Below are 13,229 nucleotides of genomic sequence, written 5' to 3'. Positions count from 1 at the left end.
GGGATGGCGGGGTGGGTCCGGTTGCGGGGGACGCTGCAAGTACGTCCATGTAAGCTCGGTCGCCGCATCCATGCGGCTCACGCCCCCGCAACCGGACCCACCCCGCCTTCGACAGATTGCCGCGATCTGTCGGAACGGCGTCTTGCACCGCTTTGGTAGGTGTCGACCTTGGTGGACACAGTAGATCCACGCCATGCGTGGATGACTCATTCGATATCTGACAGATGTGTCGACCAAGGTCGACACCTACCAACAGCCGCCGGAAAACTGTCGAAGGTTGGGCACTGTGGGTTTGCGGGGTGTGAGCCGCATGGATGCGGCGACCAAGGCTACATGGACGTACTCGCGCCGTCCCCGCACACCCACAGTGCCCCGCCATCCCACGGAATGCACGCTGTTGCTGTTGCTTCCGGCCGTTGCCGTTGCCGTTGCGTCTGCAGGTGCAGGGCGCAGCCCTGCCGAAAACCCTACTTCACCCGACGGCCCGAACGGTCGATGCGGAACCACTCTCCGCCTTCCATCGGCGTGTGGCCATCGGCATCCGGCGTACCACGACGGCAACCATTGCAGACCTCGGCGACGCCGTCCTGGAACGGCCATGCGAAATCGAACGTGCCGGGTACCACCTGGCGGAACGTCAGGTCGAAGTAACCCACACGGTTGCCTACGCGGGCGCGCAGCAGGCCTTCCTGCGGCGTTTCCGGGCCGTTGTCCCAGGTCAGCACCGGCAGGCTGCGGCCCTTGCGGTCGACGTAGTGGAAACCCTGGTCGGCGTACACCACTGCCAGACCGTGGTCGTCGTAATTCAGGGCCTTCAGCGTGTCGGCACTGATCTTCGGCCGGTGATCGATCACCTCGCAGTTGGGCAGCGGCCACAACCCGTGTTCGTCGGTCAGCAGCTTGCATGCCGGTGCCTGTGCCGCTGCAGTGGCGCTGACCAGCATGCCAAGCAGGGCCAGCGACCGCGCGAAGCGGCCGCTGGCAGCGTCAGGGCGGGCCTGCCGTGCGATCACTTGGCCTCGGCCTTGCGCTCGAACGCGGTCGGTGCCGGCAGCTGCACCGGCACACCCTTGTCATCGCAGGTGCCGGCCTGGCACAGGCGCTCGCGCAGGGCCGGGGTGGCCTGCACGATCATGTGATAGATCGCGTTCTGTTCCAGCGTGCCGCGGATCGCCTTGCTGCCCGGGCCGCGTGCCCAGATGCCGACGTCCTCGCCACCGTGCGATTCGGACTTCATCGGCACCAGCGCTTCCTGCATGTAGTCCGGATGCTCGGTGTCGACCTCGCGCAGGTTCGGGCGGCCGTTGGCCGGTTCGAAGCTGCTCGGGTTGTGCGGATAGCGCTTCGGGCCGGCCGGCTGCTGGTTGCTGCTGCCGGTGTGGCCCGGGCCATTGGCGTAGCTCAGCGTGGTGTACGGCTGGCCGGTGCCGTCCAGTGCGTAGTCCAGCTTGCCGGCGCCATCTTCGCCGCCCTTGTCCTTCACCTTGCCCAGGATCGGGTTGCCGCGCGCCGGGTAGCCGACGAAGTTCAGCGTGTGCGAGTGGTCGGCGGTAACGATGATCAGGGTGTCGTCGGCCGAGGTCAGCTCGCTGGCCACGCGCACCGCATCGGACAGCGCCACGGTTTCGGTCAGTGCACGGTAGGCGTTGCCGCTGTGGTTGGCGTGATCGATGCGTGCGCCTTCGATCATCAGCACGTAGCCTTCCGGGTGCCTCGACAGATTCTTGATCGCCGCTGCGGTCAGTTCGGCCAGGCTCGGCTCACCGCCCGGATCCTGCGGGCGCTCGTACTCGTAGCGCATGTGGTCCGGTTCAAACAGGCCGAGGATCGCCGGTGCGTTGGCGGCGGCGGCCAGCTGCTTGCTGTTCCACACGTAGGCGCCGTGCGGATGGGCCTGCTGCCATTCCTGCACCAGGCTGCGCCCATCCAGTCGCTGGCCGACCTTGTCGTCGTACTCCGGGTCGCGCTCTTCCACGGTGGTGAATTCCCCGCGCCCGCCGCCGAGGGCGACCAGCGGGCCGCGCCCGTAGCGCGAAGTCGACAGCAGTTGCTGGGCGATGTCCTTGCAGCCGGCCGCCTTCGCCGCTTCAGTCAGGTCGGTATCGTTTTCCCAGTTGCGCTCGGGCGAGTGCGCGTAGGTCGCGGCCGGGGTGGCATGGGTCAGGCGCGCGGTGGACACCACGCCGGTGGCCAGGCCGGCGCTGTCGGCCAGCTGAAGCCAGGTCAGCAGGCCCTTGGACAGGCTGTCGGCACAGTCGGTGCGGCTGCCGGCGCTGACGCCGATCGCACCCATGTGGGTCTTCACACCGGTGGTGATGGCGGTCATGGTGCCGGCCGAATCCGGGGTCTGCGAATCGGTGTTGTAGGTCTTGCTGAACGCCGTGGCCGGGAAGCGCTCCCAGGACAGCAGGTTCTCTTCACCGGAGCCCCCCTTGCGCTGGCCCTCGTAGATGCGCGAGGCGGCCACGGTGGTCAGGCTCATGCCGTCGCCGAGGAACAGGATGACGTTCTTGGCCTTGCCGGACATCGCGCCGTTGGCGGCGGCCTGGGCAGCGCCGCTGCGGTACCACCACTGCGGGGTTTCGCCGGCCGGGTGGGCGACGGGATCGACGGCGACCTTCAGGCCGGCCGGGGCAGAGGCGGGGGTGGTGCTGGCGCAGGCGCCCAGCAGCAGGGTGGTGGCGCAGGCGGCCAACAGGGAGACGGAACGGCGCATGGACGCTGGGATCTCACAAACTGTAACGGGACGTTCATTATGCCCGCCCTCGCAAGGCACGCCGATGACACACTGATTTGCCGGTCGGGCGGTCGTTCCCCAGCCGTTGATGGGCTATCGTGCCAGCATCCCTTCCTTCCCTCTGGATTGCCTATGAAGCTGGTCTCTGCCTGGCTGCGGATTCCATTCTGGCAGCGCGTGGTCGGTGGCTTCGTGCTCGGCGCGCTGGCCGGCTGGGCGCTCGGCCCGGCCGCGGAAACGTGGTTCGGCCCGCTTGGCGAGCTGTACGTCACCCTGATCAAGATGATCGCCGTGCCGCTGGTGTTCTTCGCGGTGATCAATGCGATCTCGTCGCTGCACGGCCAGAAGTCGGTTGCCGCGCTCAGTGGCCGCACCTTCCTGTGGTTCGTGATCACTGCTGCTTTGGCGGTGTGCGTCGGCCTGGGCGTGGGCACCGTGCTGCAGCCCGGCGCCGGTGGCCTGCAGCTGACGATGGCCAGCAATTACGTGCCGCGCGAAGTGCCCAGCGTGGTGCAGGTGCTGCTGGACGTGGTACCGGCCAATGTCTTCTATGCGCTGTCCGGTATCGGCACCAAGGTCAACGCGGCCGGCGAAACCGTGCTGGCCGCCGGCCGTGGCTCGATCCTGCCGGTCATCTTCTTCGCTGGCCTGGTCGGCTTCGCCATCGTCAAGCTCGGCGAGAAGGTGACCGAGGCGCGCAAGCTGGTCGGCCAGATGAGCGACATCATGATCCAGGTGACCCGCTTCGTGCTGGAAGTCACCCCGATCGGCACCTTTGGCCTGATCGCCGGTCTGGTCGGCAGCTACGGGTTCGAGAAGCTGCTGCCGCTGGGGCATTTCGTGCTGGCGCTGTACGTGGCCTGCGCCCTGCACATCGTGGTGGTCTACAGCGCACTGCTGCTGGCGCACGGACTGAACCCGCTGAAGTTCTTCCGTGGTGCGGCGCCGGGCATGCAGGTTGCGTTCGTCAGCTCTTCCAGCTTCGCGGCGATGCCGGTGGCATTGCGTTCGATCACCCACAACCTGGGCGTGAACAAGGATTACGGTTCGTTTGCGGTGCCGCTGGGCGCCAGCATCAAGATGGACGGCTGCGGCGCGATCTACCCGGCGCTGTGCGCGGTGTTCATCGCACAGTACAGCGGTGTGCCGCTGACTCCGGAGCAGTACGTGGTGGTGCTGATCGCCTCGGTGCTGGGCAGCTTCGGTACCGCCGGCGTGCCGGGTACTGCGGTGATCATGGCCACGGTGGTGCTGAGTGCGGCCAACCTGCCGCTGGAGACCATCGGCTACCTGTATGCCATTGATCGCATCCTGGACATGATGCGCACGATGACGAACGTGACGGGCCAGATGCTGGTACCGGTGATCGTGGCCAAGGAGACCGGGCTGCTTGACCAGGCGGTGTACGACAACCCGTCCAGCAACGTGGGCGTGGATGATCCCGACCCGACACCACCGCGCGCCTGAGGTGGTGTGCTGAATTGAAAGGCCCGCCCTGACCGGCGGGCCTTTTGTTTGGGGGATGGCCGAGGCGGTGTCGGCCAAGGCGGCCTCCGCTTGATCCACACCATGCATGGATGGAGCCGGTGGCGACCAAGGTCGGCAGCCACCCACCATTACGGGCCCAACAAAAAAGCCGCTGCAGGGCAGCGGCTTCTTGCATCAGGCGGCGCTGTAGCGCCAGGGGTCAGAGATCCACCCGGCGGGCCTGCATGAACTTGTTGCCCCAGTAGCCACTGAGCAGGGTGTCCACGCGCACATCCTTGCCCGAGCTGGGGGCGTGCAGGAAGCGGCCGTCGCCGACATAGATGCCGACGTGGTCGACGCGGCCCTTGCGGCCGAAGAAGACCAGGTCGCCCGCCGCCAGCGCGGTGCGGTCGTTGATCAGTTCGGCGTTGTCATCGTGCGCCATCTCGCGCGAGACGCGCGGCAACTCGATGCCCAGCGCCGAACGGAACACATAGCCGACCAGGCCGCTGCAGTCGAAACCGCTGTCCGGGTTGCTGCCACCCCAACGGTACGGGGTGCCCAGCAGGGTCATCGCTCGGCGCAGCAGCGACTGCACCTTGCCGTTATCGGCGGCGGTGCCGACAACGCTGCCATTGGCGGCGCTGCTGGTGTCGTAGTTGGCGAGCAGGCGGCTGAGATCGCCGGCCACCACGGCCGAGCGGTCCATCAGCGGAATGGTGTCATTGGCGGCCAGATGCGGCAGCAGGGCGGCCAGCGTGGCACTGGCGGCGGCATCGACGCGGCTGCGCTGCGGAGCAGCGGCCTCGGCCTTGGTGGCCGGTCGGGCGGTGCTCTCAGCCACCGGGGCCGGGGTCACATCGGAACGATTCGGAGCGGTCTGCGACCAGGCCGGAAGGCTGGTCAGGCACAGTGCCAGGCCAAGCAACAGCGGGCGGGCACCACGTGAAGATACGGAAGTCTGGCCTTCGCTTTTCAGGTCGTCAGTCGTCACGCGTCGGTCACAGGAAAAAAACGATGGGGCATCATGCCCTGTAAAAGCGGCAATAAGTTAAAAATTCCGTTAGTAAATCGTTAGTTTCGTGGTGATGGACGTCACAGTTTTGAACATATCGCCTGTTCATTTTAGCGAAGGACGCGTTTCGCCCCTGTGTAGTGGTCCTTCCAGTAGGGACCGCTGAGCGAGTCGAGGCGTACCGTGCCGCCGGTGCTCGGCGCGTGCACGAAGCGCCCTTCACCCACATAGATACCGACATGGGTGACGCTGCCGCGGCTGCCGAAGAACACCAGGTCTCCGGTGGCCAGGCGCTGCGGGTCGATCTTCGGTCCCTGTACCGCCGCCAGGTCGCGGGAGGTGCGCGGCAGCCGCAGGTCCAGCATCTCGCGATAGACATAGGCGACCAGGCCGCTGCAGTCGAAGCCCGAATCCGGGGTGTTGCCGCCATAGCGGTAGGGCGTGCCGACCAGGCTGATGGCGCGCATCAGCACCGAGTTGGCCGCCTCGGGGTTGTCCGGCACGGTCTTTGGCCAGTTCGCCGTGGGCGGGGGCGGGGCCGGGCGGGTGGCCTTGCCACCGCCGCAGGCGGTCATCAACAGGGGCAGGGCCAGCAGCAGGGCCGGGGCGAGAAACCGGCGCTGGCCGGACGAAACTGGCGTGATGTGCATGATCTCCGGATAATGCGCCACCTTGGATTGGCCGTCATGATGGCGGCGTCCCCGCCGGGCGACAACCCGCCCCAACCCGCCTGCCTTCGGCAGATCCAGACAGAGTTGCGCATGAAGATCGAAAAAGACCGCGTTGTCCGCTTCCACTACACCGTTTCCGAAGTCGGCCAGGAGCCGATCGAATCGTCCAAGGACCGCGGCGAGCCGCTGGCGATCCTGATCGGCCACGGCAACATCATCCCGGGCCTGGAAAACGCCATGATGGACAAGGAAGCCGGCGCGACCTTCAGCGTAGACGTCACTGCCGCTGATGCCTACGGCGAGCGCCGCGAGGGCCTGTCCCAGCGCGTGCCGAAGAAGCATTTCGGCAACACCAAGCTGGCCCCGGGCCAGCAGGTCGTGCTGCAGACCAACTTCGGCCCGCGTGCGGTGACCGTGCAGAAGGTCGGCATGAGCGTCGTCGACGTCGACCTGAACCACCCGATGGCTGGCAAGGACCTGCATTTCGACGTCGAAATCGTTGACGTGCGTGAAGCCGGCAAGGAAGAGATCGACCACGGCCACGTCCACGGCGACGGCGGCCACCACCACTGATCGCAGCGCGATCGTGATGGCAGCAACGGCCCGCTTCGGCGGGCCGTTGCGTTTCTGGAACACGACGCGGCCATACATGGCGTGTGGGCCGGCGGCATAATGGCGGACCTGCCTGACGGATGCCCCGTGAACGCCGCTTCTCCTTCCCTGCAGCCGATGGCTTCCGGCGAACGCATCGCCATACTGGACGTGCTGCGCGGTGCGGCGTTGCTGGGCATCCTGCTCATGAACATCGAGGCCTTCAGCGGACCGCTGGACCTGGCTTTCACCGGCATCGACGTGCATTGGCGGGGCATCGACTACTGGGCCGATGCCTTTGTGTACGTGTTCGTGCAGGGCAAGTTCTTCACCCTGTTCTCGCTGCTGTTCGGCACCGGCTTCGCGGTGATGGCGCAGCGCGCTGAGGCAGCCGGGCGCGACTTCACCCCGTTCTACCTGCGCCGCAGTGCTGGCTTGCTGCTGATCGGCCTGTGCCACGCGCTGCTGGTCTGGTCCGGCGACATCCTGGTGATGTACGCGTTGGTCTCGTTGCCGTTGCTGGCCTGCCGCGAGGCGCCGCGCAGCTGGCTGCCGTGGATGGGCGTGATCGTCTATCTGGGCGGCGTTGCGCTGACGCTGCTGGTGGGCGCGATGGTGTCGATGGCTTCGGCCGAAGACATGCAGAAGATGCTTGCCGAAGCACAGCAGGCCATCGCGCAGCAGCGCTTGGTGTACGGGCACGGCAGCTGGATGCAGGCCACCGCGCAGCGCCTGCACGAGTTCGGATCGTCGATGGGCGCGCTGCTGATTACCGGTCCGGAAGTGCTGGGCATGTTCCTGATCGGCAGCTGGTTCGCCAGCAGCGGTGCACTGGTATCACCCGAGCGCTTCCCACGGCTGTACGTGCTGTTGCGTTGGGTGGCGCTGCCGCTGGGCCTGGCGGTCACGCTGCTCGGCGTTGCCTGGAAGCCGTATCTGGCACCGGGCGCCTACGACCTGCCGGTGACCGCAGCGATGGCACTGGTGACGATCGGCGGGATGCCGATGTGCCTGGGTTACCTGGCGTGGATCGTGCGTTGGCGCGCGCGGCTGGGATGGCTGGCGCCGGTGGGGCGCATGGCATTGACCCACTACCTGGCCCAGTCGTTGCTGTGTACCTGGCTGTTCTACCACTATGGCCTGGGCGGGTTCGAGCGGATGCCGCGCAGCGTGCAGTTGCTGTTCGCGCTGCTGGTATTCGCAGCGCAGGTGGCTGTTTCGCACGCGTGGCTGGCGCGCTTCCGCTTTGGTCCGGTGGAATGGCTATGGCGTGCAATGACCTATCGCCAGTGGCCACCGATGCGGCGTGGAGCCGGGCAGGGCTGATCGATGCAGGGCGCGCATCCTCACGTCTGGCTTGCAGCTGGGCATGGCATGCTCGGCATCAGCATGAGCGCCGGCAACGGCCAGCTGATCGCCGATCTCGTCTGCGTCCGTACGCCGGTGATCGACCCTGCCCCCTACCGACCCGAGCGATTCCGATGAGCACTGCACCCTATGACTACGACCTGATCGTCCTCGGCGGCGGCTCCGCCGGCCTGGCCGGTGCGATCCGCGCCGCGCAGCACGGCAAGCGCGTGGCGCTGCTGGAGCCGGGCGAACTGGGTGGGACCTGCGTCAACGTCGGTTGCGTGCCGAAGAAGGCCATGTGGCTGGCAGCTGACCTGCATGAGCGCATCGGCCTAGCCAGTGCGATGGGCTTCGATGTCCAAGCGCGCCCGGCGCTGTCGTGGAAGGAACTGGTGATACATCGCCAGGCCTACATCAGCAATATCCATACCAGCTACCACAAGCGCCTGGACGAAACCGGCGTGGTGCGCATTCCGGCGCGCGGCCATCTGCTCGATGCGCACACCGTGGCCTGCAGCGATGGCGTGCGCTACAGCGCCGAACACATCCTGATCGCCACCGGCGCGCACCCGCTGCGCCCGGACATTCCCGGCGCGGAACTGGGCCTGGTTTCCGATGATTTCTTCGATCTGCGCGCGGCACCGGCCGAGGTGGCGATCATCGGTGGCGGTTACATCGCGGTGGAGCTGGCTGGCCTGCTGCAGGCACTGGGCAGCAGGGTGAGCCTGCTGGTGCGCGGTCAGCGGCTGCTGGATCGCTTCGACTACGAGCTGACCGATCAGCTGGCCGAGAACCTGAAGCAGCAGGGCGTGCGCATCCATTTCGGCTATCGCCTGCGCGAACTGCAGCGCGATGGTGAGCGCGTACGTGCATTCGGCCATGATGGCCCGCTCGACAGCGTGTTCGATGCGGTGTTCTTCGCTGCCGGCCGCCGCGGCAACAGCCGTGGCCTGGGTCTGGAAGCGCTCGGCATCGACATCGGCGAGCACGAGCAGGTGCAGGTGGACGAGTGGCAGACCACCCGTGTGCCGAGCGTGCATGCGGTCGGCGACATCGCCGGCAAGGTCGGCCTGACCCCGGTGGCGGTGGCCGCGTCGCGGCGGCTGATGGACCGGCTGTTCGGGGGCCGCCCGCAGTCGAAGATGGATTACGAGAACGTGGCCAGCGTGGTGTTCTCGCATCCGCCGCTGGGCGCGGTGGGCATGAGCGAGGAGGAAGCGCGCCGGCGTTTCGACCAGGTGAGCGTCTACCACAGCCGCTTTCGCCCGATGCTGCAGGCGCTGGCCAACGGCCCCCAGCGCAGCCTGTTCAAGATGGTCTGTGCCGGCCCGGAAGAACGCGTGGTGGGCATCCACCTGCTGGGCGAAGCGGCCGACGAGATCCTGCAAGGCTTTGCCGTGGCGGTGAAGATGGGCGCGACCAAGGCCCAGTTCGACGACACCGTGGCGATCCACCCGACCTCGGCCGAAGAAGTGGTGCTGATGCGCTGAGCCGGGCCGTTGTGGCGCCGAGCCCTGCTCGGCTGCCTTTCGCCCCGGCCTGGCGAAGCCGAGCGCGGGCTCGGCTCTACAGGGCAGCGGGCGCCCCCGTGCGACAATGGGCGTCCCCACGTCTTACCGGGCCGCCCTGCGCGGCCCGCCGTCGTCCTGATGTCCACTCCCGCTTCCCGCATCGCTACGGCTTCCCCACGCATTGCGCTGGGCGGCATCGGCCTCGCCGCGATCGGTGCCATTGCCGCGTCGGGCAAGGCGATCATCGTCAAGCTCGGCCTGCGCCATGGCGTCGATGCCACCACGCTGCTCGCGCTGCGCATGCTGATGGCGCTGCCGCTGTTCGTACTGATGGCCCTGTGGGCCGCGCGCCGGGCCGAGCCGCTGTCCTGGGCTGATCGCGCCCGCGTGCTGTGGCTGGGCTTCACCGGCTATTACCTGTCCAGCCTGCTCGACTTCCAGGGCCTGCAGTACATCAGCGTGACCCTGGAGCGGCTGATCCTGTACTTGAACCCGACCCTGGTACTGCTGATCAACGTGCTGCTGGCGCGCCAGCGGCCGGGACGCTGGCAGATCGGCGCGCTGGTGCTGAGTTACCTCGGCGTGCTGCTGGCCTTCGGGCACGACCTGCAGCGCGAGGGCGGCCAGATCATCGTCGGCAGCCTGCTGGTGCTGGGCAGTGCGCTCAGCTACGCGCTGTACCTGTTCGGCAGCGGGCAGGTGGTCGCGCGCATCGGTGCAGTGCGGCTGACCGCCTATGCCAGCTGCGTGGCCAGCGTGCTGGTGCTGCTGCATTTCGCGGTGACCCATCCGCTGCCACTGCTGTGGCAGGCACCGGCGCCGGTACAGTGGCTGTCGCTGGTCAATGCCACTGTCTGTACGGTGCTGCCGGTGCTGGCGATCATGTTGGCGGTGCAGCGCGTGGGTTCGTCGCTTGCCGCGCAGGTCGGTATGCTGGGCCCTGTTTCCACCATCGTGATGAGCCTATGGCTGCTCGACGAACCGATGGGGCCGGCACAGATCGCCGGTACCGTGCTGGTGCTGATCGGCGTTCTGCTGGTGACCCGCCTGCGGCGCTGACGCCGGAGCAGGCGCGTGCGCGCATCCTGGCGGTGATCCGCGCGATCCCGGCTGGGCAGGTGATGGGCTACGGACAGGTGGCGATGCGCGCGGGCCTGCCCGGGCGAGCACGCCTGACCGCGCGCATCCTGGGCCAGAACGACGACCCGGACCTGCCCTGGCACCGCGTGCTGCGCTCGGATGGGCGCATTGCCATGGAAGAAGGGTCGGCGGGCTGGCGTGAGCAATCGCAGCGGCTGCGTGCCGAGGGCGTGGTGGTTGAGAACGGCCGGGTGCGGATGCCCACGACCGATCCGACGGTAGCGCTGGATGCTGCCGTATGGGGGCCGGGCTGAGCGCCGCTGGCGACTGAACAGGCCGGACCTGCGGGTCGCCAACAAGGCGCGGTGCTGCGGCTATGATGGAGGTCGTTCCATGCCGGTGCTCCCATGTTCCCGCGACTGCCAACCGTCACCAAGGCCCTGCTGATCGCCAACGCGATCCTGTTCCTGCTGCAGCAGCCGTTCCTGCTCGGCATGCAGACCTTCGAGCCGTTCATGCTGCAACCGCTGCAGCAGGGCTTCGATGCGTTCTCGCCGGGCGGCAACTTCCAGCCGTGGCAGCTGCTGACCTATGGCTTCCTGCATGGCAGCTTCGGCCACCTGTTCTTCAACATGCTGGCGGTCTTCATGTTCGGTGCGCCGCTGGAGCAGACCTGGGGCGAGAAGCGATTCCTGCTGTACTACCTGGTCTGCGTGGCCGGTGCCGGTGTCTGCCAGCTGCTGGTGGGAACGCTGCTGGAGAATCCGGCCACGGTGCTGGGCGCCTCCGGCGGCGTGTTCGGCCTGCTGCTGGCCTACGGCATGCTGTTCCCGAACCAGCGGGTGATGCTGCTGTTCCCGCCGATCCCGATGAAGGCGCGCACGTTCGTGATCCTGTTCGGCGTGGGCGAACTGGTGCTGGGCATGACCGGCTGGCAGCCGGGCGTGGCCCACTTCGCGCACCTCGGGGGCATGCTGTTCGGCTGGTTGCTGATCCGCTACTGGCGCGGGCAACCGCCGTTCAACAAGCGCCGCCCGCCGGGTCCACCGAAGCGCCCGAACCATCTGCGCAGCGTCAAATGATCCGAAGGATCATTTGACGCTGCAGGTGCCAACCTTGGTTGGCACACCTCGCCAGGATCATTTGACGCGGTAGGTGCCGACCGCCGGTCGGCACGCCTTCAGAGATCCTGCAACACTACCTGCGCCGCATTGTGACCTGGCGCGCCGGTCACGCCGCCCCCGGGATGTGTTCCCGACCCGCACAGATACAGGCCGGGCAGGGCGCCACGATAGCCAGCCTGGCCAACCATTGGCCGTGCCGAGAACAACTGGTTGGCACTGAGCGCTCCGTGAAAGATGTCGCCGCCGATCAAGCCGAAGGTGCGCTCCAGATCCAGCGGTGACAGCACCTGGCGGCCCAGTACGCTGCCAGCGAAACCCGGCGCATACCGTTCAACGGTGGCGATCATCAGATCGGCCACCGTTTCACGATGATCATCCCAGTGACGCCCACCGGGCAGCACGGGCGCCACGTGCTGGCAGAACAGGCTGGCGACGTGCTTCCCCGGCGGCGCCAGCGAATCGTCCAGCGTGCTGGGAATGAGCATTTCCACGATTGGTTCGCGTGACCAGCCATTGCGACGCGCATCCAGCCAGGCACGGTCCATGTAATCCAGGCTTGGGGCCATGATGATGCCGGCGCTGAGGTGATCGCCGGGACCGGGCAGAGCCCGGAAGTCCGGCAGCTGCGACAGCGCGACATTCATCCGGAACGTGCCGGAACCGCAGCGCCAGTTCGCCATGCGTTCGCGCGTTGCGACCGGTACCTGCTCCGGTGCCAGCATCTGCTCGTACAGCAGCTTTGGATTGACGTTGGCGATCATCGCGCGTGCGCGCAGGATTTCGCCGTTGGCCAGTGCCACGCCCACGACACGACCCTGCTCGATCAGCAGGCGTTGCACACCGGCATCCGCGCGTAGCTCGGCCCCGGCCTCCCGCGCGGCAGTGGCGATGGCTTGGCTGATCGCGCCCATGCCACCGATCGCATGGCCCCACGCACCTTTCATGCCATTGCACTGGCCGAATACGTGGTGCAGCAGCACGTAGGCACTGCCCGGTGTATACGGGCTTGCGTAGTTGCCGACGATGCCGTCGAAGCCGAACAGGGCCTTGATCGGCTCGCTTTCGAACCAGCTGTCCAGGTACTCGGCGGCCGACAGCGTGAACAGGTCCAGCAGTTCCTGGCGTAGCGAAGCATCCAGCGTTGCCAGTTCGCGGCCGAGGCGGCCCATCTGCCAGAGCGCGGGCAGCGCACGCCAACCGCCTGCTACACCCAGGTCCGGTGGCGCGCGCAGGGCCCAGGCGCGCAGCACGTCGGCGAAGATCTCCAGGCGCGCTTCGTATTCGGGTAGCCGCTGTGCATCCCGCTCGGAGAACTTCGCGACCTCGACCTGGGTGCGGCCCGGTGCGGACAGCAGGTAGCGGCCGTCCGGCAATGGCAGGAAGTTGTTGGCCGGGCGATTGATGATGCGCAGCCCATGCGCATGCAGCTGCAGGTCGTCGATCACCTTCGGCTGCAGCAATGACACCGTGTAGGACGCCACCGAGTTGCGGAACCCGGGGTGGAATTCCTCGGTGACCGCCGCGCCGCCGAGAACGCCACGACGTTCCAGCACCAGCACCTTCTTGCCAGCGCGTGCGAGATAGGCCGCGCAGACCAGGCCGTTGTGGCCACCACCGATGATGATCGCATCCCAGGACATCAGCACCTCGGAAAAAGGGGACGGAGGGAATTAAGTCGCAATT

Annotated in this window: 12 protein-coding genes and 1 pseudogene; 8 read left to right on the top strand and 5 right to left on the bottom strand. The window is 67.0% G+C overall.

The features are described from left to right. Nucleotides 1–467 precede the first annotated feature (467 nt). Nucleotides 468–1,013, bottom strand: a complete 546-nt coding sequence (locus tag G370_RS0110955) for a WG repeat-containing protein (protein WP_019660636.1) — start codon at nt 1,011–1,013, stop codon at nt 468–470. Continuing rightward, nucleotides 1,010–2,716 (bottom strand): alkaline phosphatase, encoded by a 1,707-nt coding sequence (locus tag G370_RS0110950; RefSeq protein ID WP_019660635.1) that lies wholly within the window; start codon nt 2,714–2,716, stop codon nt 1,010–1,012. Before G370_RS0110950 ends, G370_RS0110955 begins: the two co-directional genes overlap by 4 nt. A 153-nt stretch (nt 2,717–2,869) precedes the next feature. On the opposite strand from G370_RS0110950, the gene G370_RS0110945 reads away from it, so the two are divergent. Continuing rightward, complete coding sequence (locus tag G370_RS0110945) at nt 2,870–4,204, top strand: dicarboxylate/amino acid:cation symporter (protein ID WP_019660634.1); 1,335 nt, start codon at nt 2,870–2,872, stop codon at nt 4,202–4,204. A 220-nt stretch (nt 4,205–4,424) separates the two neighbouring features. Here G370_RS0110945 and G370_RS0110940 read toward each other — a convergent pair whose 3' ends face one another. Together G370_RS0110940 and G370_RS0110935 are read right to left on the bottom strand one after the other, a co-directional pair. Then, nucleotides 4,425–5,198: a C40 family peptidase gene (locus tag G370_RS0110940; RefSeq protein WP_019660633.1), complete on the bottom strand. Its 774-nt coding sequence runs from the start codon at nt 5,196–5,198 to the stop codon at nt 4,425–4,427. 131 nt (nt 5,199–5,329) lie between these two features. Further along, nucleotides 5,330–5,869: a C40 family peptidase gene (locus G370_RS0110935; protein ID WP_026347086.1), complete on the bottom strand. Its 540-nt coding sequence runs from the start codon at nt 5,867–5,869 to the stop codon at nt 5,330–5,332. A 111-nt stretch (nt 5,870–5,980) separates the two neighbouring features. Between G370_RS0110935 and G370_RS0110930 the strand changes: the two genes are divergently transcribed. From G370_RS0110930 to G370_RS0110900, 7 genes and pseudogenes are all read left to right on the top strand, one after another. After that, a complete protein-coding gene (locus tag G370_RS0110930; protein ID WP_010482989.1) occupies nt 5,981–6,463 on the top strand; it encodes an FKBP-type peptidyl-prolyl cis-trans isomerase in 483 nt (160 codons plus the stop codon). 99 nt (nt 6,464–6,562) lie between these two features. Next, a complete protein-coding gene (locus tag G370_RS0110925) occupies nt 6,563–7,807 on the top strand; it encodes a DUF418 domain-containing protein (protein WP_019660631.1) in 1,245 nt (414 codons plus the stop codon). Nucleotides 7,808–7,822: 15 nt separating this feature from the next. Further along, nucleotides 7,823–7,966, top strand: a pseudogene (locus G370_RS1000000121360) (amino acid dehydrogenase); the annotation flags it as partial. Continuing rightward, entirely contained in the window at nt 7,963–9,321 is a 1,359-nt protein-coding gene (gene gorA / locus G370_RS0110915) for a glutathione-disulfide reductase (RefSeq protein ID WP_019660629.1), read from the top strand. The pseudogene G370_RS1000000121360 and the gene gorA, both read left to right, overlap by 4 nt. A gap of 159 nt (nt 9,322–9,480) precedes the next feature. After that, a complete protein-coding gene (locus tag G370_RS0110910) occupies nt 9,481–10,401 on the top strand; it encodes a DMT family transporter (protein ID WP_019660628.1) in 921 nt (306 codons plus the stop codon). Then, on the top strand, nt 10,398–10,736 hold the full coding sequence (locus tag G370_RS0110905; RefSeq protein ID WP_239502454.1) for an MGMT family protein: 339 nt from the start codon (nt 10,398–10,400) through the stop codon (nt 10,734–10,736). Before G370_RS0110910 ends, G370_RS0110905 begins: the two co-directional genes overlap by 4 nt. A gap of 93 nt (nt 10,737–10,829) precedes the next feature. Continuing rightward, the gene (locus tag G370_RS0110900) at nt 10,830–11,504 is read left to right on the top strand and encodes a rhomboid family intramembrane serine protease (RefSeq protein WP_005410509.1); all 675 of its coding nucleotides are present in this window, start codon (nt 10,830–10,832) and stop codon (nt 11,502–11,504) included. A 98-nt stretch (nt 11,505–11,602) separates the two neighbouring features. Here the strand turns inward: G370_RS0110900 and G370_RS0110895 are convergent, their stop codons facing one another. After that, nucleotides 11,603–13,186 carry a phytoene desaturase family protein gene (locus tag G370_RS0110895; RefSeq protein ID WP_026347085.1) on the bottom strand — a complete coding sequence of 528 codons (1,584 nt, stop codon included), beginning with the start codon at nt 13,184–13,186 and terminating at the stop codon, nt 11,603–11,605. Nucleotides 13,187–13,229: the final 43 nt, after the last annotated feature.

The organism is Stenotrophomonas hibiscicola ATCC 19867, assembly GCF_000382065.1.
Taxonomy (GTDB): domain Bacteria; phylum Pseudomonadota; class Gammaproteobacteria; order Xanthomonadales; family Xanthomonadaceae; genus Stenotrophomonas; species Stenotrophomonas hibiscicola.
This window is presented reverse-complemented; position numbering and strand designations above follow the sequence as displayed.

Excerpts from the sequence above, each read along its gene's own strand:
- G370_RS0110950 (WP_019660635.1), bottom strand. The coding sequence starts at position 2,716 with ATGCGCCGTTCCGTCTCCCTGTTGGCCGCCTGCGCCACCACCCTGCTG.
- G370_RS0110945 (WP_019660634.1), top strand. The coding sequence starts at position 2,870 with ATGAAGCTGGTCTCTGCCTGGCTGCGGATTCCATTCTGGCAGCGCGTG.
- G370_RS0110935 (WP_026347086.1), bottom strand. The coding sequence starts at position 5,869 with ATGCACATCACGCCAGTTTCGTCCGGCCAGCGCCGGTTTCTCGCCCCG.
- G370_RS0110930 (WP_010482989.1), top strand. The coding sequence starts at position 5,981 with ATGAAGATCGAAAAAGACCGCGTTGTCCGCTTCCACTACACCGTTTCC.
- G370_RS0110925 (WP_019660631.1), top strand. The coding sequence starts at position 6,563 with ATGGCGGACCTGCCTGACGGATGCCCCGTGAACGCCGCTTCTCCTTCC.
- gorA (WP_019660629.1), top strand. The coding sequence starts at position 7,963 with ATGAGCACTGCACCCTATGACTACGACCTGATCGTCCTCGGCGGCGGC.
- G370_RS0110910 (WP_019660628.1), top strand. The coding sequence starts at position 9,481 with ATGTCCACTCCCGCTTCCCGCATCGCTACGGCTTCCCCACGCATTGCG.
- G370_RS0110900 (WP_005410509.1), top strand. The coding sequence starts at position 10,830 with ATGTTCCCGCGACTGCCAACCGTCACCAAGGCCCTGCTGATCGCCAAC.
- G370_RS0110895 (WP_026347085.1), bottom strand. The coding sequence starts at position 13,186 with ATGTCCTGGGATGCGATCATCATCGGTGGTGGCCACAACGGCCTGGTC.